Annotated in this window: 28 protein-coding genes; 22 read left to right on the forward strand and 6 right to left on the reverse strand. The window is 53.5% G+C overall.

Annotation, left to right across the window (positions count from 1 at the left end; all coding sequences use genetic code 11):
• Nucleotides 1-628 precede the first annotated feature (628 nt).
• The 6 genes from FO268_RS19305 (at nucleotide 629) to FO268_RS19330 (ending at nucleotide 4622) form a co-directional block, all read left to right on the forward strand.
• Complete coding sequence (locus tag FO268_RS19305) at nucleotides 629-1039, forward strand: hypothetical protein (protein WP_150994898.1); 411 nt, start codon at nucleotides 629-631, stop codon at nucleotides 1037-1039.
• A gap of 89 nt (nucleotides 1040-1128) precedes the next feature.
• The gene (locus FO268_RS19310) at nucleotides 1129-1506 is read left to right on the forward strand and encodes an SMI1/KNR4 family protein (protein WP_150994899.1); all 378 of its coding nucleotides are present in this window, start codon (nucleotides 1129-1131) and stop codon (nucleotides 1504-1506) included.
• 118 nt (nucleotides 1507-1624) lie between these two features.
• Nucleotides 1625-2005, forward strand: a complete 381-nt coding sequence (locus tag FO268_RS19315) for a hypothetical protein (RefSeq protein WP_150994900.1) — start codon at nucleotides 1625-1627, stop codon at nucleotides 2003-2005.
• Between the two features lie 632 nt (nucleotides 2006-2637).
• The gene (locus FO268_RS19320) at nucleotides 2638-3246 is read left to right on the forward strand and encodes a hypothetical protein (RefSeq protein ID WP_150994901.1); all 609 of its coding nucleotides are present in this window, start codon (nucleotides 2638-2640) and stop codon (nucleotides 3244-3246) included.
• A 101-nt stretch (nucleotides 3247-3347) separates the two neighbouring features.
• The gene (locus tag FO268_RS19325) at nucleotides 3348-3965 is read left to right on the forward strand and encodes a hypothetical protein (protein ID WP_150994902.1); all 618 of its coding nucleotides are present in this window, start codon (nucleotides 3348-3350) and stop codon (nucleotides 3963-3965) included.
• 198 nt (nucleotides 3966-4163) lie between these two features.
• Complete coding sequence (locus FO268_RS19330) at nucleotides 4164-4622, forward strand: TonB family protein (RefSeq protein WP_150994903.1); 459 nt, start codon at nucleotides 4164-4166, stop codon at nucleotides 4620-4622.
• Nucleotides 4623-4840: 218 nt separating this feature from the next.
• On the opposite strand, the gene FO268_RS19335 is transcribed toward FO268_RS19330, so the two are convergent.
• The gene (locus tag FO268_RS19335; protein ID WP_150994904.1) at nucleotides 4841-5740 is read right to left on the reverse strand and encodes a DUF2914 domain-containing protein; all 900 of its coding nucleotides are present in this window, start codon (nucleotides 5738-5740) and stop codon (nucleotides 4841-4843) included.
• 152 nt (nucleotides 5741-5892) lie between these two features.
• Between FO268_RS19335 and FO268_RS19340 the strand changes: the two genes are divergently transcribed.
• The 5 genes from FO268_RS19340 (at nucleotide 5893) to FO268_RS19360 (ending at nucleotide 8424) form a co-directional block, all read left to right on the forward strand.
• Nucleotides 5893-6390 (forward strand): DUF3291 domain-containing protein, encoded by a 498-nt coding sequence (locus tag FO268_RS19340; protein ID WP_150994905.1) that lies wholly within the window; start codon nucleotides 5893-5895, stop codon nucleotides 6388-6390.
• Nucleotides 6391-6423: 33 nt separating this feature from the next.
• Nucleotides 6424-6966: a DinB family protein gene (locus FO268_RS19345; RefSeq protein WP_150994906.1), complete on the forward strand. Its 543-nt coding sequence runs from the start codon at nucleotides 6424-6426 to the stop codon at nucleotides 6964-6966.
• Between the two features lie 47 nt (nucleotides 6967-7013).
• A complete protein-coding gene (locus FO268_RS19350; RefSeq protein WP_150994907.1) occupies nucleotides 7014-7544 on the forward strand; it encodes a GNAT family N-acetyltransferase in 531 nt (176 codons plus the stop codon).
• 60 nt (nucleotides 7545-7604) lie between these two features.
• The gene (locus FO268_RS19355) at nucleotides 7605-7922 is read left to right on the forward strand and encodes an antibiotic biosynthesis monooxygenase family protein (RefSeq protein WP_150994908.1); all 318 of its coding nucleotides are present in this window, start codon (nucleotides 7605-7607) and stop codon (nucleotides 7920-7922) included.
• A 109-nt stretch (nucleotides 7923-8031) separates the two neighbouring features.
• The gene (locus FO268_RS19360) at nucleotides 8032-8424 is read left to right on the forward strand and encodes a YciI family protein (protein ID WP_150994909.1); all 393 of its coding nucleotides are present in this window, start codon (nucleotides 8032-8034) and stop codon (nucleotides 8422-8424) included.
• A 113-nt stretch (nucleotides 8425-8537) separates the two neighbouring features.
• Here FO268_RS19360 and FO268_RS19365 read toward each other — a convergent pair whose 3' ends face one another.
• The gene (locus tag FO268_RS19365) at nucleotides 8538-9032 is read right to left on the reverse strand and encodes a RipA family octameric membrane protein (RefSeq protein ID WP_150994910.1); all 495 of its coding nucleotides are present in this window, start codon (nucleotides 9030-9032) and stop codon (nucleotides 8538-8540) included.
• Between the two features lie 18 nt (nucleotides 9033-9050).
• Nucleotides 9051-9305, reverse strand: coding sequence for a DUF6899 family protein (locus FO268_RS23360; protein ID WP_404802935.1), 255 nt, complete (start codon nucleotides 9303-9305; stop codon nucleotides 9051-9053).
• Nucleotides 9306-9470: 165 nt separating this feature from the next.
• Here FO268_RS23360 and FO268_RS19370 point away from each other — a divergent pair, with 165 nt between their 5' ends.
• The 4 genes from FO268_RS19370 (at nucleotide 9471) to FO268_RS19385 (ending at nucleotide 12317) form a co-directional block, all read left to right on the forward strand.
• Entirely contained in the window at nucleotides 9471-9773 is a 303-nt protein-coding gene (locus tag FO268_RS19370; protein WP_225316896.1) for a DUF6998 domain-containing protein, read from the forward strand.
• 104 nt (nucleotides 9774-9877) lie between these two features.
• A complete protein-coding gene (locus FO268_RS19375) occupies nucleotides 9878-10627 on the forward strand; it encodes an endonuclease NucS domain-containing protein (protein ID WP_150994911.1) in 750 nt (249 codons plus the stop codon).
• A gap of 67 nt (nucleotides 10628-10694) precedes the next feature.
• Nucleotides 10695-11084: a VOC family protein gene (locus FO268_RS19380; RefSeq protein ID WP_150994912.1), complete on the forward strand. Its 390-nt coding sequence runs from the start codon at nucleotides 10695-10697 to the stop codon at nucleotides 11082-11084.
• A gap of 279 nt (nucleotides 11085-11363) precedes the next feature.
• Complete coding sequence (locus FO268_RS19385; RefSeq protein ID WP_150994913.1) at nucleotides 11364-12317, forward strand: trypsin-like serine peptidase; 954 nt, start codon at nucleotides 11364-11366, stop codon at nucleotides 12315-12317.
• Between the two features lie 67 nt (nucleotides 12318-12384).
• Here FO268_RS19385 and FO268_RS19390 read toward each other — a convergent pair whose 3' ends face one another.
• The gene (locus FO268_RS19390) at nucleotides 12385-12675 is read right to left on the reverse strand and encodes a hypothetical protein (RefSeq protein WP_150994914.1); all 291 of its coding nucleotides are present in this window, start codon (nucleotides 12673-12675) and stop codon (nucleotides 12385-12387) included.
• 606 nt (nucleotides 12676-13281) lie between these two features.
• On the opposite strand from FO268_RS19390, the gene FO268_RS19400 reads away from it, so the two are divergent.
• Together FO268_RS19400 and FO268_RS19405 are read left to right on the forward strand one after the other, a co-directional pair.
• Nucleotides 13282-14136 (forward strand): hypothetical protein, encoded by an 855-nt coding sequence (locus FO268_RS19400; RefSeq protein ID WP_150994916.1) that lies wholly within the window; start codon nucleotides 13282-13284, stop codon nucleotides 14134-14136.
• Nucleotides 14137-14218: 82 nt separating this feature from the next.
• A complete protein-coding gene (locus tag FO268_RS19405) occupies nucleotides 14219-14680 on the forward strand; it encodes a hypothetical protein (RefSeq protein ID WP_150994917.1) in 462 nt (153 codons plus the stop codon).
• An 85-nt stretch (nucleotides 14681-14765) separates the two neighbouring features.
• Here the strand turns inward: FO268_RS19405 and FO268_RS19410 are convergent, their stop codons facing one another.
• Nucleotides 14766-15164 (reverse strand): hypothetical protein, encoded by a 399-nt coding sequence (locus FO268_RS19410; protein WP_202336706.1) that lies wholly within the window; start codon nucleotides 15162-15164, stop codon nucleotides 14766-14768.
• A 128-nt stretch (nucleotides 15165-15292) separates the two neighbouring features.
• On the opposite strand from FO268_RS19410, the gene FO268_RS19415 reads away from it, so the two are divergent.
• The 3 genes from FO268_RS19415 (at nucleotide 15293) to FO268_RS19425 (ending at nucleotide 18051) form a co-directional block, all read left to right on the forward strand.
• Nucleotides 15293-16087: a helix-turn-helix domain-containing protein gene (locus tag FO268_RS19415; protein ID WP_150994918.1), complete on the forward strand. Its 795-nt coding sequence runs from the start codon at nucleotides 15293-15295 to the stop codon at nucleotides 16085-16087.
• Nucleotides 16088-16176: 89 nt separating this feature from the next.
• Complete coding sequence (locus FO268_RS19420) at nucleotides 16177-17259, forward strand: nucleoside hydrolase (protein WP_150994919.1); 1083 nt, start codon at nucleotides 16177-16179, stop codon at nucleotides 17257-17259.
• Between the two features lie 105 nt (nucleotides 17260-17364).
• Complete coding sequence (locus tag FO268_RS19425) at nucleotides 17365-18051, forward strand: DUF2959 domain-containing protein (protein WP_150994920.1); 687 nt, start codon at nucleotides 17365-17367, stop codon at nucleotides 18049-18051.
• Between the two features lie 9 nt (nucleotides 18052-18060).
• Here FO268_RS19425 and FO268_RS19430 read toward each other — a convergent pair whose 3' ends face one another.
• Nucleotides 18061-18321 carry a hypothetical protein gene (locus FO268_RS19430; RefSeq protein WP_150994921.1) on the reverse strand — a complete coding sequence of 87 codons (261 nt, stop codon included), beginning with the start codon at nucleotides 18319-18321 and terminating at the stop codon, nucleotides 18061-18063.
• A gap of 217 nt (nucleotides 18322-18538) precedes the next feature.
• On the opposite strand from FO268_RS19430, the gene FO268_RS19435 reads away from it, so the two are divergent.
• Both FO268_RS19435 and FO268_RS19440 read left to right on the forward strand, forming a co-directional pair.
• The gene (locus FO268_RS19435) at nucleotides 18539-19792 is read left to right on the forward strand and encodes an HPP family protein (protein WP_150994922.1); all 1254 of its coding nucleotides are present in this window, start codon (nucleotides 18539-18541) and stop codon (nucleotides 19790-19792) included.
• Nucleotides 19793-19883: 91 nt separating this feature from the next.
• On the forward strand, nucleotides 19884-20834 hold the full coding sequence (locus FO268_RS19440) for a ribose-phosphate diphosphokinase (RefSeq protein WP_150994923.1): 951 nt from the start codon (nucleotides 19884-19886) through the stop codon (nucleotides 20832-20834).
• The last annotated feature ends 64 nt before the right edge of the window (nucleotides 20835-20898 follow it).

Consider the following 20898-nt stretch of genomic DNA (forward strand, 5'->3'; position numbering starts at 1 on the left):
ATTCCACAATAGTGGCGGTGGGTGCTATGGTAAAAGTTCATTGAGTCTTCTCCCTTGTAGTGCTTGGTCGCCTTCCAGCTTAGCGGGCAACCGCTGGGCTGGGGAGAAGGCTCAATCAGTATCAAGCGCAAGCACCGGACCCATTTCCGCTTGCGCTCCAATGGCCCGGTGTTGCGAGCGTTAAAGCGGTGGGTTGAGTGCAAAGGTTTTCTTGCCGCTTCACCGTAGGTTATCGCTACAATACTGTATAAGTAAACAGTATCATTTTGCGTTTGGAATCGAGTGCAAGAAAACAAATAATGCGGATCGCCGTTGAGCGCTCTCCTTGCTACCCTCAAGAGCCGGAGCAGACGGTTAAGACCCGGCTTGAACCGCTCTGCTCCGGCTCTTGAGGGAGGGCCGATCAATCAGCGATCGTGGTCGCCTTTGTTCCGTGCCTTCTCGTCTTGGTTGCCCGCGCTGGCGATTGGCCTGATCCCTTCCCAGGGTTGTCTGCTGAGCTGATAGTGGTCTATGACAGAGTCGGAATATGGAAGTGCTTCAGGACGGTCCGTTTAACAACACATTCATCCGACCCTCGCTTCGCTCGGGCAGATGAACGTACATCGTTATATTGCACTGAGGGACCATGGATAGGCTCACGATCCAATCTTCAGACTCCGATGCAAAACTGACTTTGCACAATCCCTTTCCGAGCGGGTACAAGGAGCCGGTGGAAGGTTTTCACGCGAAATTAGAGTCTCATCGAATTCCTGCGGCAGAGTGTGAAGTGTTCGGTGCAGGCGGACCTTATCTTCAGGCATTTTTTATCTCTGTCCTGAATGGAGAGCGGCCTGATAGTGATTACTGTTCTGTCGAAGATCATCTCGAAATTCAGGCAATCAGATCGGATGAGAAGGTCGTATTTCGAGTGATTCTCAGACAGGGGCCTTGGGAAGACGACTGGGAAGTCGAAGAGATCATCAGCCTGTCACGTGATGAACTACATGAGGTGCTCAAACAATTGGATGCTTTCTTGCGCGCTCCAAATGCAATATAACCAGTCAATTAAGTTCGTTCCCGGCCTGGCGGCCGTCCACCGGACGCCCCTGTCGGGGCGCCGCTTATTTCTGCGTTATGACTAAAGCTATGCATCAGATTGAGAGCATTCTGGCCAAAAACGAAAAGTATCGGCTTGATGATCCGGTTCCCACCGAGAGCGAGATTGATCAGGCAGAGCTCGCTCTGAGAGCCGAATTTAAGGGTTGGTATCGTGATTTTGTCAGATTGGGCGGTTTAAACGACCTGAGGTTTAGTGCTGAAATCCTTGCACCAAGTGAACTCCTGGAGAATCAGGGCTACATTAAAAATCGGGATTATGTAGCGTTTGCCAGTAACGGTTGCGGTGACCTTTTTTGTTGGTCAGTAGGGGAGTCTCCCGTAATTTTTTTGTGGGACCACGAGACAAACCAATTTACAGAGGATGCTCCGGATGTCGTCAGTTGGCTTGAACGCAATCGGTTCTAGTCATAACCAGACGGTCAACCGGACGCCAAAAGCGTGGCGCTTTTGGTTCCCTCCGCTGGCGCTCCGGCGCCGGTTACCTTAGCGTTAACGGCTTCAGTCTCAGATATGGAAGTATAGAGTGGAAATTAAGATCTTCGGCATTTCGATAGCGATAGGCATAGGGTTGGCCGTCGTGTTGTGGTTACCCGTTCTATGGGGTTATATCTTTGCCAAGTGGAAGGGGCTGCACTCTCCAAAGCGTTTCGCGTTTTTCAGTGGTTGTACGAGCTATGGGATCCAGACCCTGATCGGAGCATTGCTGATATTTCCCCTTGCTGTCCCGGCGGCAAAGTCTGCGCCACAGTATTGTTATGACAATCCAGGTGCGTGGCTCTGTCACTTCCTAGATTTTGCCGAGGACTGGTCTGGTGTATTTGGGTGGATTGCCGCTTTGGTCATAACAGCAGTAGCACCGGCAATATTCAATAAATACGTGTGGGCCGGTGCCAATAGCCGTTAACCAAGCGGTCAACCGGACGCCAAAAGCGTACCGCTTTTGGTTCCCTTCGCTGCGCTACGGCGCCGGTTACCATTAGCGTTAAATTCGGGGGAGCCTATGCAAGACACTGGTTCGGGGTTCGTCAGCACGATGGAGTCGCTTGCTCAAGCTTTCGTTGTAGCTTCAGTGTTGTGGATACTTTTTCTGATTGTGGCTTGGCCCTTCATCACAGTGTCGAGACTTGTTTTCTACGTGGCTTCCCTTGGAGTCATCAAACCGACCTATCGAGACTCCCTTGAGCACCAGGGGATAGTTGGTTTGGCATTTCTCATTTTTGTGCCGCTTCTCTTCTACGTGCACATCGTTTACGGGGCAAGGCTCTATGGCAATCAGTCAGAGTGAATTTAACCAGTCAATTAAGTTCGTTCCGGCCTGCGGCCTCCACCGGACGCCCTAGTCGGGCGCCGCTTATCATCGGCGTTAGGCAGAATCAAATGACTCGGACTGTTGGATCGGATGAAGCTATTCATACATGGGAACTCTATCCCCACATGATTCAATGGCATCAGCATCATAGGCAATTCGTTAGCAAAAGCTCAGCCGGCAGGCCTCGCGTACATATAAACGCCATGCTCATTACGTGCGCTGCAACGATGGTAGAGGGTGCTGTTAGCTCTCTGTTGCTGTTTTATCTTGAAGGATCAGACAGTCCGTATTGCGAAGGTATAAAGTACGGAGATCCAGTATCTTCTTTTCATGAGCGGAACAGGCAGGAGCTTATTAACAAAGTGCGCAGGGGCACCTGGAAAGACCACAAGGGCCTTTTCTCGACCGTCACAGGCCAGTCATTGCCAAATATTCTGGAGAGCGATTGGGTACTATTAGACTATCTCTTTCAGTTTAGAAATCTGCTCGCGCATGGTGAAACTATAAGAGTGAAAGGAGTCTGGGTTCCGGAAAAAGGTTTGGGCCTAGCCTCTGTGAAGAGGAACAAAGAAAGCCTTTTCGGGCATTTGGAAAAAGAAGGGTTTATCAGTGAACCTATATTTGGGAAGCCCATGGGATGGTCATTTCTCGCTGATGAGGTTGCTGATCACTTTATAGAAATTGCGCGGCGCTCAGTTGAAAGGCTCGCTTCAGTCGCACCTGACACTGATTACGAGAATACCTTTCCAAAGCGGCTTAAGCAGATCCTTATGGCGACAGGGAGGCCAGATCCTCCGGATCTCAAGCTGTTGTATTCAATCGATAACAAGACCTAACAAGAGGCGTCAATCGGACCAATTTTTCGGCGAGGCGCGCCAAAAAATCGGCCACTGCGCCAAGCGTTAGACACCTATTAGGCTTCAGGGGAAGCTAACTGATGAAAACGTTTTTTCGATTTATAGCCATGATGGCGTGCTGCGTCACATCGGTTGCGGCTGCAGAATCGAATCCAAACCTGTTTAGAAGTGAAATTGCAGGGATTGAGCTCGAAAAGCCTGCGGGTTGGCAGTATCAGAACTTGGAAGCCGTCGCTAAATATCGATCCCGGGCTAGGCTGAAAGATAAAGACTTCGAGGCCTTTGTTCAGAATCTGGCGAGCGCCCCTGTAGTAGTGGCGAGCAAGCACTCTGAACCATACGACTCGCTGAACCCTAGCTTTCAGGTTCTTGTAAGGCCACTTGGTCAACTGACAGGGCTTTCGGGCAAGCAGATTCTTCAGATGGTAGTACCTGTCATGGAGAACGGGTTCGCTGAGTTCGAATTGGTTAATCCAGTTACCGAGTTGCAAGTAGACGGACTTCAAGGTGCAGAACTTAATGCTGAGTACATAGTAGAAGGCCCAGATGGCCGGGCATGGCCTACGCGAGCCACGATAATTGCAGTCCCACGGGGAAGTTACCTGTATCAAATCAGCTTTTCCTCCGCCCAAGAGGGCCAAGACTCGTTAGCAACTGAAGTTAGAGACACGCTGAAAACAGTGAAATTTCTTGATTGAGGTGCCTAACCAGCCGCTGCAGTTCGCGGTGCACTTCCCCCACTTCAATAGACACGCATCGATAACTCCTGGACTTACCCCGATACGCATGACACGCCCCAGCCTCAAACGGAGGCCATTTCAAAGGCCGCCGGACGCCCTTTACGCGGCTCCTGCATCGCCACTCCAAGGTCGTTGTGATTCGGCGTTAAGCATTTTATGAAAAAAATTACATTTACGATTCTAATTGTTGCGTCTTTATCTGCATTTGCCGACCACGCAGAGCTATGCTCGAGTAACGACAGTTGCGCGAGAGAGATCCGCGACATCATAAATAGTCACTGGTACCCTCCAGAAAATAGCTCAGCTGAATGGAAAGTCAGGATAAGAATAATTTTGAGCGATAAAGTCGTGGGAAAAATTGAAGATATCGAAATTATGGAAAGTAGCGGAAATTCAATGTTTGATAATACCGCGATAGATGCTTTGTCGGCGGCGGATCCGCTAGTCAATTTAAATGGACTAGACAACAAAACCTATCTACGAAACTTTCAAGAGATTATTATTGTCTTCGACGGAGATGCGACTGCCCCCTATGACATAGGTGGGCCGAGTAAAGGGCTTAGCGATGATGAGTTCGCGAAGTCATTACCGACTTATAAAGGTAATGCTAAATAAAAGTTTTGCTTAACACATGAAATGGATGGGCTTTACGACGAAGGCAACCACTGGTGCTGCGGCCCACACATACACATCACAAACTACCTGTGGCCCAACCTTTACTGCCAAGATCTCTGGAACGCATTTTTATCAAAGAGAGAGTTTTCGGCTTCCAAACTCCATTTGGCATTCAACGATGAGAGGAGGGGCGAACATGCCTAACCCATCATTCCAGTTTAGAGAGGCAGAACCAAAAACTCCCCTTTGGCCAAAAGCTCGCCTTCCTCTGTGACCACCTCAACTCGCCAGTCTCCCACCATGTGTCGGTCGATATACTTGGCTGAGGATGCTCGCATGGGGTCAACCGACGGCCTGATTTCCACCCGCGCAACCCGTTCATCTTCCAGGTACCAGTCGTGGAAGTGCAGCTGACCTTCCATGCCCTGGATTTCGGTAAACAGGTAAATTCGAATCAGTCCGTCACTGTCCATCGTCAAAACGTTCGGGATTTTGTCAATTGGCTCTTTTTCCTCCAGGTCGGTACTCAGTTGCGCCCGGATCACGTGATCAGAAAGTAGCTTGATGGAAGCAGTATCTTCCTGGGGTGGTTCGGATTTTCCTGCCGCCGGCGCCGGAAGGGAGGCGGGCTCTACCGATGACTCCGGTTCGCTCACCTGACTGGCCAACTGAGGGGTGGCGGGTTCTGCACTGGAATCACCCGGTGCTGTTTCCGATGCAGTTTCGGACACGGCGGCAGGCGTCTCGGCCACTTCAGTTTGAACTGAGTGTGCCTCGTCCGGCCTGCCAGAGTTTGCGTCAGCTTCCGATTGTTCTCGTGATGAGGTCTTCGGTAACTGGATAGAGGCAGGCTCGGCGGACGAGGACTCGTCAACAAATACCGACGGGGGAGAAGGCGCCTCCACTTCCTGATTCTCTGCCAGCGCTTCGTTTTGCTCGCCGGTGCCAAAGATCTCTAAAGCACCCCAGATTATGCCCCCCACCACCAGAATTAATACGAAAAGAGCAGCAAAGATGCGCCCCCAAAGATAAACAACAACCTCTTCGGGCTCTTCGGGCTCAGGTAGGCGGGAAGACTTACGTGAAAAACGTTGATCTTGCGGTCTTGCTGTTTTCACCGGTGATTCTTCCTTGAAGCGGGCAATAGAGGGTTTGAATGTGCACTATAGCAAACTCATGCAAGAACGAGGTGACGGTGCCATAATTATCGGAGACGATTTGTTTCGCCGAGGGATTTCACCGAGCGTTAAGTATTTTCAGGGAGGAAACTGTGAGTAAGTATCAGATTGCGCAACTCAACATTGCGACGCTGAAAGCTCCCATAGATTCACCGCAGCTTGCGGATTTCGTCACCAACCTCGATAGAATCAACGCGTTGGCAGACGGGTTCCCGGGCTTTGTTTGGCGGCTCCAGACTGAAGAAGGTGATGCTACCGGCATCGACTATTTTGGCTCCGATAAGATCGCGAATCTCTCCGTCTGGGAATCGGTCGGGGCTTTGCATCATTATGTTTATCGGTCTGCCCACATCGAGATCATGCGCCGCAAGAAAGAGTGGTTTCACAAAATGGCCGAAGCCTACATGGTGCTTTGGTGGGTTCCTGCCGGTCACATCCCGTCGATCGAAGAGGCGGCACAAAAGCTGAACACGCTGCGAGAGAAAGGCCCTACTGCGGAGGCTTTCACATTCAAAAAAGCATTCCCGGCTCCTGGCGAACTCGCAACTGTGCCAACCGAAACCTGGGGTGGAGAATGCCCGGCCACTTAACCCATCAATCAAGTTCGCTGCAAGGTAATTCAAATGAGCCTGAAATATCACCTTGAGTTACTGGCCACCTACAATCAGTGGATGAATTCAAAGGTATACGAGGCTGCCAACCGCCTCAGTGAACAAGAGCTGGCCAGGGACCGCGGGGCCTTTTTCGGCTCCATTCTGGGCACCCTGAATCACCTGGTTGTTGCCGACACCATCTGGCTCAAGAGGTTTGCCACGCATCCATCCTGCCTGGCTTCTTTGCGCGAGGTCGCTGATCTTCCGAGCCCCACCAGCCTGGACCAGATACTTTTCAAGGATTTGGCTAGCCTGGCTGAACACCGGGGCTGGCTGGACCAGAAAATCATCAACTGGATAGCCGAACTGTCCGACGGCGACCTGGATTTCGTTCTCAGCTACAGCAACATCAAAGGGGTTGCTGCGAACAAACGATACTCGAGCCTGGTGCTTCACTTTTTCAACCATCAAACTCACCACCGGGGCCAGATTTCCACTTTGTTGTCGCAGGCAGGCGAGGATGTTGGAGTGACTGATCTCCTGGCTCTGCTTCCGGAGGAACCCAAGAAATAAAGGTGGAGCGGGAATACGGCATCTAACACCCTACCCAGGTAACGGCCATGAGCTCAGAGAACATCACGATCAGAGAAGAGAGCGAGATAGACATGCCGGCTATCTCGGCCATTACCCTCGCCGCTTTCCAGCCGCTGGAAATCAGCAACCACACGGAGCACTTCATCATTGACGCCCTGAGAGCCGCCGGCGCGCTATCGGTGTCACTGGTGGCTGAGGTGGACGGGCGTATTGTGGGGCATATTGCGCTTTCGCCGGTCACCATGTCGGATGGCTCTGAAGGCTGGTATGGCCTGGGGCCGGTGTCGGTGCTTCCTGACTTTCAGCGGCAAGGCATTGGTAAGGCTCTGATCAACGAGGGCCTGGAACGGCTAAAGGGGATGAACGCGAAAGGCTGCTGCCTGGTGGGGCATCCCGAGTATTACCGCCAATTCGGGTTCGAGAATACGGATGCCTTGGCCTACGAGGGTGTTCCGGCAGAGTATTTCTTTGTTTTACCGTTCGGCGATTCAGTGCCGCAAGGAACGGTGGTATTTCATGACGGGTTCAATGCCGCACCGGTTTCTCAGACGGATTGATTTCCCTGTCAAATCGAAAAAGACCACACGGTTGTCGAAAACCGCTACCCGGAGCACTCTATGTCAGAAATCTCCAATACCCCCAAGCCCCCATACTACGCCGTCATCTTCAGCAGCCACCGCACAGACGGCGACAACGGCTACGCCGAAATGGCCGCCCGAATGGCGGAGCTGGCAGCCCAGCAACCAGGCTATCTGGGCATGGAATCCGCCCGGGAGGGTCTGGGCATCACGGTGTCCTACTGGGAAAGCCTTGAGGCCATCCGCAACTGGAAGCAGAACGCCGAGCACCAGGAGGCCCAGCGACTTGGCCATCAGCAATGGTATTCCGGTTTTCGGGTGCGGATTGCGAAGGTGGAGCGGGAATACGGTATCTAAGCCAACGCATCGAAAAAAATCGCACGATTGTCGAAAACCGCGGTGCCCGATCGACTACCCGATGAATCTAACAAAAGCTTTTGATGAAAAAACGATCGGGAGAAACGCCATGAAATACATGCTGTTGGCCTACGGAAACGAAGAAAAATTCAACCAGATGAGCAAAGACGAGCTGGCCGAGGTTGGGGAGAAGTGCAAGGACTTCGACGCCGAGATGCAGGCGGCGGGCGAGGTCACATGGGGCGGAAGCCTGAGCTGGAGCTCGAAGTCGATGCGCCTGAAGGACGGCAAACTGACGGTCACCGACGGGCCGTTCGCGGAAACCAAGGAGGTTGTGGGCGGCGTGGTGATTATCGAAGCGCCGGACTTCGACGCAGCGGTGAGGCTCGCCTCGCTGCACCCGGCAGCGCGCATGGGCGAAGAACTGGGCTGGGGCATTGAGCTCCGCCCGATGGACTACTGCCCCGCGATCCGCGAGGCGGAGGCAGCGCGCGGCGAGTAGGTCTGGCTTCAGGGGCCGGAGCCGACGACGCCCGCCCCGCGATGACAGCAATTGAGTGTGGGGAAACACAAACTGCAATGCCAGTGCAGGGGAAGGCTCACCTCTCGTGGGCCTCAACTGCAAAGATGTGGCAGAAGCCAGGGCCCTGAAATCAACAAACCACCAATCGCCAAAATACCAATATAAATACGGAAAAGATTTGGAATTATGGTCCTATATTTTCTGCCGGACCGTTCATTCTCCCAACCCTGAGTGATGTGGCAGTCATTTAAGTCCGAATCGGCCAGAATTTTGTTCTCCAAGGCTTTCAGGCTACGAACTTCACATTCAACAAGCTGCTCATTTCTCCGATCTAGTTGCCAAAAACACAGAGTAACCAGTATCGCAGACACTGAAAGAAATATACCCACTACCGCCATCACGGGATGAGATACCTCAGCTTGCCATAGAAAGCCCAGTGCCGTTATAAATGCCGCTATTGCAACAAAATAAAAGTTAAGAGACCGATGGCGTTGCGCGGCGTGGTAAATAAAAAGCGCTCGGGCATGTTCCAGCATCATTTCCAACGTATCATCCTGACTTTCTGGTTCCCTCTTTTCACCAGCCATGGCTTTATCTCCAATTTTTTATTTGTCTATGGAATAAACATCTCCGTTCGTCGAAATTTTTTGATCTTCATAGGGTGCGGCAATTCTTCGGTAGAGCTCCAATTTCGCGCACTCTAGAACTCCAATCGCATCATTTAAATGTGCGTAGTTAAGACCAACCTCCAAAAGATAAGCGTCTACAAGTTTTGTTATAGCATAGTTTAGTTCTCCAGCCGTGCGCGGAACTGCGCCTTCATCCAACCTCGGTCTATCAATGGTATTTATGTACGGCATAATATTGCCCTCAACGTTTTGGTCGACTCTGTACTGTTTTCAACTTGACTCTCAACAGCTAATTCAAGGAAATATCACAACTATCCGAGGACTACTAGCCCCTGGCGATGCGTTTTCCAGAGTGCCTTCGCCTCCACTTAGAAACCATTGAAGCATTAACTGCCTATGATCGATCACAACAAATTACAGACCTTGGTCAAGCAACTCTACGCCACTGTCAGCGAACTAGAAAAAATGTTCCCCGGAAGGCATTTCACTCCAGATGGCCACATGGTGGGGAGCTTGGGTGAATGCTTGGTTGCAGACGCGTATGCGCTTGAGCTCAAACCAGCTTCGAACAAAGGCTATGACGCAATCACTGCAAGCGGATTGGAAGTGGAAATCAAGGCGACGCAATCAGCTCCCACGCAATGGGCAATTTCAGGTCTCTATCACCAAGCTCCGCAAACTCAATCAATCACTGGCTGAAGAAGACCGCGTGCCACGAGTTATTTGAAGGGTCCTATTGGAGATCGCTCTGGCCTTCGTTATGTTACTTCGTAAAGCCAAATTTTTAGGTTTTGAGAGGCCATATGGCACCACTTTATGAAAAACCAGTACGCGCCCTCATGCATGACATGGTGCAAGACATACAGTTAAAGCCGGACGCCGTGATTTCACGTGACCGCGTCCGTTTGTGGTTCAGGGAGAAATACCCAAAGATCAAAGACGGAACAATTGCGGCTCACTTGCTAAGAATGTCAGTTAACTCTAAAAGCCGGGTTCATTACGGCGCCAAGCCGGGAGCGGATGATCTGTTCTTTCAGATCGACCCAAAACATTTTCGCTTGTATCAGCCCGAAAGGGACCCTGTGCCGATTTATCCGGGGAACGATTTGGAGCAGGCTTTTAAGGAAGAAGTCCAGGAACTAGCGGAAGAAGGTAGCCCAGAGTTTGCATATGAAAAAGACCTGCAGAATTACCTCGCAAAGAACCTTCGACTCATAGAACCGGGGCTCACGTTGTTTGAGGACGAGGGAATCAACGGCCTTGAGTTTCCCGTTGGCGGTAGATTCATAGACATCCTAGCTACGGATACAGACGGCAATTATGTGGTGATAGAGTTAAAGGTTTCAAAAGGGTACGACAGGGTCGTCGGCCAACTGCTGCGATACATGGCCTGGATACAGAAGAACCAGATCGAACCCGGCCAGTCGGTTCGAGGCATTATTGTCGCTCGGCACATCTCAGAAGATTTATTGCTTGCCTGCTCCGGAGTGCAAGGCGTGCAGCTATTCGAATATGAGTTGTCAGTGAGTCTGCGTGAGACAAAACTTCAGTAGGAAATTAAAACCAAATTGGCACCGGGACCAGCTAGGCTAGTTACTTTGACGAATTGAGGTATAAAAAATGCGGATCAAGCTGAATAGTGTTCTCGTCGACAATCAATCGAAGGCACTCACTTTTTATACGGAGGTCCTCGGCTTTGTGGTAAGCCAGGATGTGCCGGTTGGTGAGTTTCGTTGGCTGACAGTACGATCGCCTGACGGCGGGGAAACCGAGTTGGCTCTGGAGCCCAACGCCAATCCGGCAGCGAAGGAATATCAGGAAGCGCTGTTTGGGCAAGGTATTCCGCTAACGGCCTTCGAGGTGGAGGATGTCAAAGCGGAATTTCAAAGCCTGAAAGCCAAAGGAGTCGAGTTTACGACTGAGCCACTGCAGGCGGGGCCGGTATGGATTGCTGTTTTCTCCGACACCTGCGGGAACCTCATTCAGATCTATCAGCCGCCTGAAGCATGAAGGCTCTGTGAGCGGCTTGGCTCACCCTGAACTGTTCAAATTTTGACCGCCACGCAGGAAGAACTAGACTAACTAATGACTCTGATTTTCGCTGGAGAGTCTTGTCCCCGGGGGTTCACAAGACGATGTTGCTGCGCTCGCCTGCTGTCTCTTGGTAACGCTGCCCATTACGCTGGTCATCGCCGATTTTTCTGAATGCACACAAAACCGGGATAGCTTCAGTGCTGGCCTCGTCTGGCGCTGGAAACCGTGGTTTGGCATTTTAAAAGGAACTTCAAAATGGCTAGCAAAGATAAAGCGAACGACGAATCCCCTCTCTCTGCCTCCCAGGTTGCCGAACGTTTCGACAAAAGCCCGAAGGGCAAGATACCCAAAGACTTGCAGTCCATGTTGCTGCCGGAACCGAAGCCCTACAAATATAAAGGGCTGGAGGCCAAACGGGGTTCGCAGTCTGACGAAAAACCTACGGTACCCATGATTCCCAAGTGGTTTGGGGCAAGCGCCGTACCCTGCAGGGAGAGGCTGCTGAAACCGCCTCGTGTGCTTCTGAATGGAAAAGATCTCCAGCCTCTTACGGTTTTTAATCCGGAGGACCGCAGAATCTACAACGACATCAGTTATCCATGGGGAACCATCTGCAAGGTCCTGACCTCGTCTGGCACCGGATCAGGTGTCATTGTTGGGCCCAGGCATGTGCTGACGGCAAGTCATGTGGTTGACTGGAGCTCAAATGGCGCGGGCACCGTTGAGGTTCATCGGTCCGGCGGTTCAGTCCGTGCCGTCACTGCCATCACCAGAGTCTGGTTTTATACAAAGGTGACCGGCAGCGTTAGCTGGTTTGAACTCGACGAGGACTATGCGGTTCTGGTCACGGCTGATCGCATTGGCGATCTGTTTGGATGGATGGGTACGCGTACATACAACAGTTCGTGGGATGACGAACCTTTCTGGTTCAATATCGGCTATCCCGCAAGTATTGGCAGCGCCTTGCGCCCGACCTTTCAGCGCGACAAGACTCTGAATGAACCCTGGTATGATCTCGGCCCCGCTCGCTCCATGGAAACCCATGCGGACCTGACGCCGGGAAACTCCGGAGGCCCGATGTTCGCGTTCTGGAGTGACGGCCCCTATGTGGTGGCGGTGGTATCGGCTGAAGATACCAACGAAAACTGGTGCGCTGGTGGCTCCTGGTTAACGAAGCTTGTGCGCCATGCACGGGATCAGGATGCGTAACCGGTAACTGAAGGCCGTTATCCAGAAACGATGCTTACGAAGGGCCAGGTTTGGCTCTTCGTAGCTGTCATTGCCGCGCAACGATGGTAACACCCTCAACTTCAGCTACGGTTTTGGCATCTGCTCGTTCAATAATCTTCACCAGCGCCGATTGAATGGTCTCGTCCTCTCGGGCATCGCTTTCACTCACAAACTTTTGCTTCTGTGGTTCGGCGTTCTCATCCAGATTGAATGAAATAACGACCTCCGTTGCAGTCTCCGGCGTCTTGCCAAAGTACTCCAGCGAAACCAGAGGATAGCCATTGAAGCCTTTCTTGACCTGCTTTGCGATACGCTTTTTTGCTTTGTCCACATTCATAATTGGGTAACCACGCCATCATGTCAGGTCCTGATAAGGGTTGTATGTCCATCCCTTACCCCATTGTTCGATATTCTAGTATGAGACGTATGATTTCATGATCACTTGTCGCAGATTCCAGAGATTGATTTACTGATGCTCTTTGTGGCAGGTGAATATCAAATTTCGACCGTAAAACCTCCGCCACTTGTTTATCAATAATGGGATCGAACTTTTGCCCTGCATAAATGAAAATGCGCTGAAGAATAAAGTCTTTATTTGCCATAAAAAGCGTATTTCTCGGTTAACCTTAAAATATTTCTGACGCGGCAATCTATCCGTGAGTTCATAGTACTCCACTGTTGTATGGAAAAGCTCTCTGGCCTCTTAATGTTTGCTATCCGGAGGCCGGAGGCGAGGGCTGGTGACAACTCTGACAGCCGGCGACATTGCAGGATGCTTTCGGGAGACTGCCTCATGATCCTCCCTGCCCCTCTGTAACAGTTTGTCCTGAAAAACTTAAATATTGCAAAACATTATCAAAACCTCTTCTTGCATTTCGTTTCGATCTATAAGATTGCGCGTCGTTAATAAACCAATTCCCAAAATCATACAAATGGAGTTCTGATGAACCACAAGGGGTTTTTCGCAATTTGCATCGCTTTCAGTCTGTTAACTGGATGTGCATCCGCGCCTATCGAGCGCCAGACCGGAGAGCTGGATTTCCAGTACGAGTCTCAGAAGTCTTCACAGTCCCACCAGCAAACCATTGCTATCGTCAGCCCTAAATTCGGAAAGTACGAGTCATCAAAGCCGACCAGCTACAACGGGATGCAGATTCCCCAGGTAACGGCCGACTTCAACCAGCGCTTCTATCAGGGCCAGTACGCAAGGAATCTTGAAGCGGCATTAGGCACCGGCTTCCAGAAGCTCATCACCGACAAGGGATTCCGTTTTGTAGGCCCGTACCAGAACTTTGATGAGATCACCTACACCGACAAGAAAGACACCTATCTCGCAATCATTCCGTCCCTGGAGCTGAGTTTCAGCAAAGCTGCCGCCCAACCTGTTTGCTCTGGCTCCCGCTGCGTTGAAGAAGGTAGCTTCTCCATTGGCGGCGATTTTTCGTTCAAGCTGGTTGAGCCTTTGACCATGCAGACTTTTATGACCAAGCGGATTTCCCTGCAGGACCTGGAAATTTCCAAGGAATACCGAGCCATCTTCGACAACCCCGGACATAACAAGAATGATCTGGTCGCACTCGCCCTGACCAGCGCATTTGAACAGATCGAGAAGGCAAGCAATCAGGGCCAGACCGTTGATGCGAGCAAAAACCTCGACACCAGCGACAAGGCTCTCGCTGACGCGGTTAACGAATTCTATGCAGCCGCCATGGGTCGACTCGATACTTATCTGGCGTCTGAAGAAATCCTGAGTTTTTCCCGGGACGTAAAGGCGCTCAAGGATCGTAAGCGGTATTAATTCAGGCGTTTCACCATCTGAATTGACCAACTAACGGGGGGAGTTCACCCCCCGTTTCGTTTTTCCCACCCGGAGAAAACACATGGATAAGATCAGGCTGATCGCTGCTACGTCAGCGCTTGCTCTAATCAGCGGTTGTTCGGTGATAGGTGGTGGTAGCGGTACCCAATACAGTGAGTTTGCGGGTGGCTCCTGCGACATTGAGGTTCACAACGAAGGCTCATTCTTTACGGGTCACCAAATCGTGGGACTCACTGGCCAACGCGTTGTGCACGAAAAAAACATCGACCGAATGGCCACCTACCTGATAGCCGAGGGGTATGACATACGCGATTCTGGAGCAAGCGATCTGCTGACAGGCGTGTATTATTCCAACGGCAAGCAATACCAAATGTCTGTCAGGGTGGAAGACCACCCCTCAGGGGGCAATCGACTTCAATTAAGCTTTTCAACACCGCCCTTGATCGGTTTGTTGACTGCGGATGTTCGAGACGAATTTTGCACAATCGAAGCGACTGCGAAATTCACACCTAAAGCCGGCTAAGTCATCCCACAAACCTCTACAGGCTCCGCTGAAAATGCTTTCGGGAGGCCGGCAATTACACATGAGCAACCGCCGGCCACGCCATTCAGCTCGCCGTTTTATTCAGGCGCAGTGAGTTCATTTCCAGATAGGCCAGTATGGCAACCGCGACTGCCTGGACCACGATGAACGCGGTACCGGTGAGGTTGGGCGAAACCCAGCCCGATACCAGCAATACCACACTTCCCGCGACCCACCCCACATTGCCGACAATGATGAACTGCACGCCAGCAGCCGGAATGAAGCCTCTTGTGGCGACAAAGACCATGAACAAGGCGATGGGGAAAAGAATCAGCCCGGCGTAAAACAACAACGCTTGTGGCAGATGAAGGAATTCACTCAACCAACTTGCGCCAAACGTCAGCAATAACCCCATCACCAGACAGGTGACAGCGTCTGCCAACAACAGGTTTTTCTGGGAAAACAGGGAACGCGAATTATCCATGGTGTGCTCCTTGAAGGTCGTCTGACTCTTTGTTGACGGTTCAAGGTGAGCATATGCCGCGCGGGCAACTAGCGTCGATTACGTGGGAGGTAATAGAACAACCCTCACGGGCGTGCTAATTTTTAGCGATGGAAAATACAATTGTCTCAATCGGTGATCTGCTTCGGAGTTGGCGCCAGCGTCGTCGCCTCAGTCAGCTCGAACTCTCTGTTGATGCGGATATCTCCCAGCGGCACCTCAGTTTTATGGAATCCGGGCGCGCATCGCCAAGCCGGCGTATGCTGCTGCGCCTTGCCGATGAGCTGAGAATTCCTGTCCGCGAGCGCAACAGGCTACTGACCGTGGCGGGGTTTGCGCCGGAGTATTGCGAACGGTCACTGGATGAACCAGACATGGCCGCGGCGCGAAATGCTGTGGAACTCATCATCTCGGGGCACCAGCCCCACCCTGCCCTGGTGGTGAACAGGGAGTGGAATCTTTTACTGGCGAACGACGCGGCCCACTTCCTGCTCGAGGGCATAAATCCTGCTTTTCTCACGCCCCCGGTGAATGTCCTGCGCCTGAGCCTGCACCCCGACGGGTTGGCTCCCAGAGTGGCGAATTACAGGCAATGGAAGGCCCATGTTGTCGACCGGCTGACTCATCAGGTTGATTTAACGGCGGACCCTGCCCTGGCAAAACTGCTGGGGGAAATTGAGGCTTATCCGGCGCCGGATACTGCGCGCCCCTACACTGAGCATGAGTCCTCTGCCAGGACGGGAATTGCCGTTCCGTTCGAGCTGGAAACCCCCAGGGGCAAACTGACCTTTCTGAGTACCACAACGGTGTTTGGAACGGCGGTGGATATCTCTCTTTCTGAAATGGTTATCGAAACTTTCTTCCCGATGGATGCGCACACCGCAGAGGTAATGAGGAATTTGTGATGGAGTGGGAATACCACGGGCGATGTGTTTCTGGTTCAGGGAGTTCGGGATAATCACAAAGGCATTGATCTCCTGGGATAGGACCTTGGATGGGCAAATCAGCGGGTACCAACAACAGGCTTCGAAAAATAGCGGCCCGAACGGCGCTGGTGTTAACCGCACTGCTGACACTGTTCGGCCTGACCCTGGCCATACCGGTGGAGACCTGGCGCACGGGGCAGCAGTTTTCTGAGCCGCTGCCTGTGCTGGCACCTTCTGAACTGCCGGCGGCGCCTGGTCGGATCTGGGTCGACGCGGACCCTGCCTGCGGGGAAGGCCCCCGGGTTGATCCCGATGATTGCCTTGCCATCTGGTACCTGATACGCAAGGCCGATGTAAGCATTACTGGTGTATCCACTGTCTTTGGCAACGCTTCGCTGGAAGCGACGGACGCTGTAAGCCGGGAGTTAATGACACGGCTGCAGCCGCCCCAGGGCCAGGTGCCGGTCTATCGGGGCGCGGGCGCACCCTTACCGGAGCTGCCCACCAGGGGTACCGAAGCGGAGCGTGCCCTGGTCGAGGCACTGGCCGCTGACAAGCTGACCATCGTGGCACTCGGCCCGCTGACCAATATCGCCGCAGCCCTTCAGGCGCGGCCAGACCTCGGCGAGAGGATCGAAACGATTATCGCGGTAATGGGGCGCCGGCCAGGCCACATCTTCCATCCGGCCGAGGGCAGTGGCGATGGAACTCTGTTAAGGCACGGGCCGGTGTTCCGGGATTTCAATGTAGCCCAGGACCCGGAGGCACTGCGTGTGGTCCTCGACCGGGATATCCCGCTTGTTCTGGTACCGTATGAGGCGGCCCGTGAGGTGGAAATTGATGAACAGGCACTGGCCGGCATTGCCTCCAATGGCGATGACGGACGCTGGGTGGCTGAACGCGCCCGCTCCTGGCTGGAGTACTGGCAGACGGATATAGGCCGGGAGGGCTTCTACCCTTTCGACCTGATGGCAGCGATGTTTGTTGCCGAGCCGACACAGTTTGCCTGTGCCGCAGTGCGGGCCGAGCTGCAGCGCGACTCCACGCTGTTCTTCCCCTTCAGTCGCATGCCGTCACTGCTTGTTGAGCCGCTTCCGCCTGATTATCAGGGGGACCCTACCGGGGCTTTGTACTGCCATGGTTTGCGGTGAAGAGGGAGACCTTAGGGAAACCGGCGGCCATAAGCCCTTGTCAGCACCCCTTCGTCATGCTTCACTTTCCGAACCCGCACCAACATACCGACCGGAGATCACCTTATGTCCAACCCTGCCACTGCCAGCTCAATATCACTACCCGGTGCCCGGCGGCTGGGGCTTTTGCTGCTCGGCGTGGTGCTTCTGGGCGGGTGCTCCTCCCTGTATTACAACACCATGGAAAAACTCGGGTATGAAAAGCGCGAGATTCTGGTGGACCGTGTGGAAAACGCCAGGGACAGCCAGAACGAAGCCCAGGAAACCTTCCGCTCTTCACTGGAGCGCTTCCAGAGCGTAGTGGATACGCCGGATACCGCGCTCAAGGATCGCTACGCCGAGATCAGCGATGCCTACGAAGACAGCAAGTCGAGCGCGGAGGATGTCCGCGACCGCATCGATAAAGTGGAAGACGTGGCGGAAGCCCTGTTCGATGAATGGGAGGATGAACTGGGTGAATACGAGAGTGCCTCGCTGCGCCGCAGCAGCGAGCAGCAGCTTGAGGAGACCCGCACCCAGTACAGCCAGCTGATCAGCCGCATGCACAACGCCGAAGAGCGCATGGAGCCAGTGTTGCAGGCATTTCAGGACCAGGTGCTGTATCTCAAGCATAACCTGAACGCCCAGGCGATTGGCTCGCTAGAGAACGAGCTGGTGGGTATTCGCCAGGACGTCGATGAGCTGATCCGCAATATGGAACAGTCGATTGCTGAGTCCGAGGCCTTTATACAGCGTTTTCGTAAAGGCGGATAACCTTCCGGACTAGCCGCGGATCGTCTTACCCTGCGTCATCTGGTGTTCGTGGAACTGATTCATGTATTTGCCAAGGCGCTCACGGGAAGACTCCAGCTCTTTCCAGGCTTCCTGCAACTCGGACAGATCTTCGGCAGCGGGTGCCTGGTCCTGGGTGCCACTGTCGAGGCTTTCATAGGCCGCCTCTACCCGTTCCGCCACGTCCTGGTACTTCGCCCAGGCCGCCTCGTACCGCTCCCGTTCGGACTTCCATTCGCGCGTATTTACCATTGTTTGCCTCCTACTGGCAGGTTGCTGTCCATGTCTGGTATTTATCGTGCTCTACAAATAACACCTTAGGGCAAGCCAGGTATCTTTCAACCCCTTCAAAGTTCGACCCCTGGGATGGAGCTTCATTCCACCGCCTATTGGTGTATCATGCCGCACCAATTTAGAGCACGCAGAATCCACTCCGAGTTCGGGCCCCGGCCAATACAATTGATCAGCTATGCCAGACAAAACAGAAAATCGGGCGGGCGGATGGTCCTTCCTCCTCAGGTTTGAGCAGTTTATCGGCATCGGGCCCCATGGCCGCCAGTCGCTCTCCGCTACCCCGCTGGCGGAGCGGCTTAAGATTGGCATAGCGGCCTCCATTGCCATTCTCGCTGTTATCCTGATCAGCCAGCAGTTTTCATCCACACCCCATTGGCCGGTGCTGGTTGCCTCTATGGGTGCCTCGGCGATTCTGCTGTTCGCTCTGTCTAACAGCCCGCTGGCGCAGCCCTGGTGTTTTGTCGGGGGTCACCTTGTGCCCGCCACCATCGGCGTTGTCTGCGCACAGTGGGTACCGGATCTTGCGTTGGCGGCGGCTGCCACGGTGGGTATCAGCCTGTTTGTCATGTACATGTTCGAGTGCGTGCATCCCCCTGGCGGTGCTGCTGCCCTGGTGCCTGTTATCGCTGCCGGTGACCAGCCGCTAGGCTATGACTTTGTGCTCTACCCTGTCGGCCTGAACGTCCTGGCCATGCTGGGGATCGCCATTGTGCTCAACCGTTATTGGCTTCGGAAACCGTATCCCGTGCGGGCAATACGGGAACACGATCCTGTTCACAAGCATAACGACCTGAGCCCAATGAAGCGCCTGGGCATTCGCCCTGACGACCTGCACCAGGCACTGGGCGAGTACTCTTCCTTCCTGGATGTCAGTGAACAGGACCTGAACCAGCTCTACAGCATGGCTCAGAGCATTGCTTACAAACGCCGGATGGGGGAAGTGACCTGCGCAGACATCATGTCCACCGACCTGATCACCATCGAATACGGCACAGGGCTGGAAGAGGCCTGGGCGTTGTTACGCCATCACAAGGTCAAGATTCTTCCTGTGGTGGACAGGGCCCACCGGATTATCGGCGTGGTTTCTCTGGTGGATTTCCTGCAGCGGGCCAACCTCAATACCTATCGGACCTTTGCGGAAGACGTGCAGGCGTTTCTCCGTAAAACATCGCCTTTTACCCGCTCGGACAAGCCGGAGGTGGTTGGCCAGATCATGGCAACGGGCGTATTCGCTGCCCGCGATACCGACCATATCGCGGCCCTGGTGCCGCTGCTGTCTGACAGGGGGCTTCATCATATTCCTGTCATTAATCATGAGCGTCGACTTGTCGGCATGGTCACTCAGTCCGACCTGATTGCGGCCCTCTACAACCATGACATTAGCGCCCCTGTTAACGACGCCAGATCCGAGGCGGCCGTCCCGGTATAAGCCAGGCGCCTGACTCAATGCTTGTCAGCAACCCGGCGCCATGCTTCACTCTCCGGATGGATTAGGTAACAAACACCATCAAGGAAATGCTATGAGCAGCGAGCCGGTTCTGTTTGCCCTGGAGGGTAGCCAGGCGTTTGGTCATGCCGTGGCCTCAGAGCTCGGGGTTAGCCTGGCCGCCCATGAGGATCGCGCCTTTGAAGATGGCGAGCACAAGTCCCGGCCCCTGGAAAGTATGCGGGGCCGGGATGTTTACGTTCTCCACACCTTGTTTGGCGAGGAAGCCTTAAGCGTTAATGACAAGCTGCTGCGCCTGCTGTTTTTCATCGCGACCATTAAAGATGCTGGAGCGAAACGCGTTACCGCGCTGCTGCCGTATCTGTCCTATGCCCGCAAGGACCGGCGCGTGAAGCATCAGGACCCGGTCACCACACGCTATGTGGCACAACTGTTCGAAGCCATGGGGGTGGACTGCGTGGTGGCGCTGGAAGTTCACAACCGGGGCGCCTTCGATAACGCTTTCCGCTGCCGCACGGTGCACCTGGAGGCCCACAGCCTGTTCGTGAACACCATCATAGACCGTGTAGGCAGTGAGCCGGTTGTTATTGTTTCCCCTGACGCCGGTGGCACCAAACGCGTGGACCTGTTCCGGGATGCCTGGGAGGCTACCGCTGGCGAACAACCGCCCACCGCTTTTCTGGAAAAACGGCGAACCGACGACGAAATCACTGGCGATGCCGTCGTCGGGGATATGACAGGCAGAGTTGCGATCATCGTCGACGATATGGTGGCAAGCGGCATCACCCTGTTGCGCGCCGCCGAAGCCTGCAAGAACAAGGGCGCCACCAAAGTGTTCGGGGTCATCACCCATGCCCTGTTCGGGCCAGGTTCCGAGCAACTTTACCGCGCAGGTGCCATGGACCAGCTATTCATTACAGACAGCGTGACACCGCAGCGGGCACCGGATGGGCAAGGCCAGGTCACCACCCTTGCGGTTGCCGGGCTGTTTGCACAGGCTGTTCGGGAGCTGCATACAGACTGAACATAGAATGAATTCTGATGAATGTGTCGATTTCAGACGTTCCAGTTCGACCAGATAACGAGTA

Origin of the sequence: Marinobacter denitrificans (assembly GCF_008795955.1) — a bacterium.
Taxonomy (GTDB): Bacteria; Pseudomonadota; Gammaproteobacteria; order Pseudomonadales; family Oleiphilaceae; genus Marinobacter; species Marinobacter denitrificans.

Coding starts and splice junctions, on each gene's coding strand:
- FO268_RS23360 (WP_404802935.1), bottom strand. CDS start 9,305: ATGCCGTACATAAATACCATTGATAGACCGAGGTTGGATGAAGGCGCA.
- FO268_RS19325 (WP_150994902.1), top strand. CDS start 3,348: ATGAAAACGTTTTTTCGATTTATAGCCATGATGGCGTGCTGCGTCACA.
- FO268_RS19370 (WP_225316896.1), top strand. CDS start 9,471: ATGATCGATCACAACAAATTACAGACCTTGGTCAAGCAACTCTACGCC.
- FO268_RS19390 (WP_150994914.1), bottom strand. CDS start 12,675: ATGAATGTGGACAAAGCAAAAAAGCGTATCGCAAAGCAGGTCAAGAAA.
- FO268_RS19350 (WP_150994907.1), top strand. CDS start 7,014: ATGAGCTCAGAGAACATCACGATCAGAGAAGAGAGCGAGATAGACATG.
- FO268_RS19305 (WP_150994898.1), top strand. CDS start 629: ATGGATAGGCTCACGATCCAATCTTCAGACTCCGATGCAAAACTGACT.
- FO268_RS19405 (WP_150994917.1), top strand. CDS start 14,219: ATGGATAAGATCAGGCTGATCGCTGCTACGTCAGCGCTTGCTCTAATC.
- FO268_RS19420 (WP_150994919.1), top strand. CDS start 16,177: ATGGGCAAATCAGCGGGTACCAACAACAGGCTTCGAAAAATAGCGGCC.
- FO268_RS19345 (WP_150994906.1), top strand. CDS start 6,424: ATGAGCCTGAAATATCACCTTGAGTTACTGGCCACCTACAATCAGTGG.
- FO268_RS19425 (WP_150994920.1), top strand. CDS start 17,365: ATGTCCAACCCTGCCACTGCCAGCTCAATATCACTACCCGGTGCCCGG.
- FO268_RS19365 (WP_150994910.1), bottom strand. CDS start 9,032: ATGGCTGGTGAAAAGAGGGAACCAGAAAGTCAGGATGATACGTTGGAA.
- FO268_RS19435 (WP_150994922.1), top strand. CDS start 18,539: ATGCCAGACAAAACAGAAAATCGGGCGGGCGGATGGTCCTTCCTCCTC.
- FO268_RS19410 (WP_202336706.1), bottom strand. CDS start 15,164: ATGGATAATTCGCGTTCCCTGTTTTCCCAGAAAAACCTGTTGTTGGCA.
- FO268_RS19355 (WP_150994908.1), top strand. CDS start 7,605: ATGTCAGAAATCTCCAATACCCCCAAGCCCCCATACTACGCCGTCATC.
- FO268_RS19380 (WP_150994912.1), top strand. CDS start 10,695: ATGCGGATCAAGCTGAATAGTGTTCTCGTCGACAATCAATCGAAGGCA.
- FO268_RS19310 (WP_150994899.1), top strand. CDS start 1,129: ATGCATCAGATTGAGAGCATTCTGGCCAAAAACGAAAAGTATCGGCTT.
- FO268_RS19375 (WP_150994911.1), top strand. CDS start 9,878: ATGGCACCACTTTATGAAAAACCAGTACGCGCCCTCATGCATGACATG.
- FO268_RS19415 (WP_150994918.1), top strand. CDS start 15,293: ATGGAAAATACAATTGTCTCAATCGGTGATCTGCTTCGGAGTTGGCGC.
- FO268_RS19440 (WP_150994923.1), top strand. CDS start 19,884: ATGAGCAGCGAGCCGGTTCTGTTTGCCCTGGAGGGTAGCCAGGCGTTT.
- FO268_RS19360 (WP_150994909.1), top strand. CDS start 8,032: ATGAAATACATGCTGTTGGCCTACGGAAACGAAGAAAAATTCAACCAG.
- FO268_RS19430 (WP_150994921.1), bottom strand. CDS start 18,321: ATGGTAAATACGCGCGAATGGAAGTCCGAACGGGAGCGGTACGAGGCG.
- FO268_RS19330 (WP_150994903.1), top strand. CDS start 4,164: ATGAAAAAAATTACATTTACGATTCTAATTGTTGCGTCTTTATCTGCA.
- FO268_RS19400 (WP_150994916.1), top strand. CDS start 13,282: ATGAACCACAAGGGGTTTTTCGCAATTTGCATCGCTTTCAGTCTGTTA.
- FO268_RS19385 (WP_150994913.1), top strand. CDS start 11,364: ATGGCTAGCAAAGATAAAGCGAACGACGAATCCCCTCTCTCTGCCTCC.
- FO268_RS19320 (WP_150994901.1), top strand. CDS start 2,638: ATGGTAGAGGGTGCTGTTAGCTCTCTGTTGCTGTTTTATCTTGAAGGA.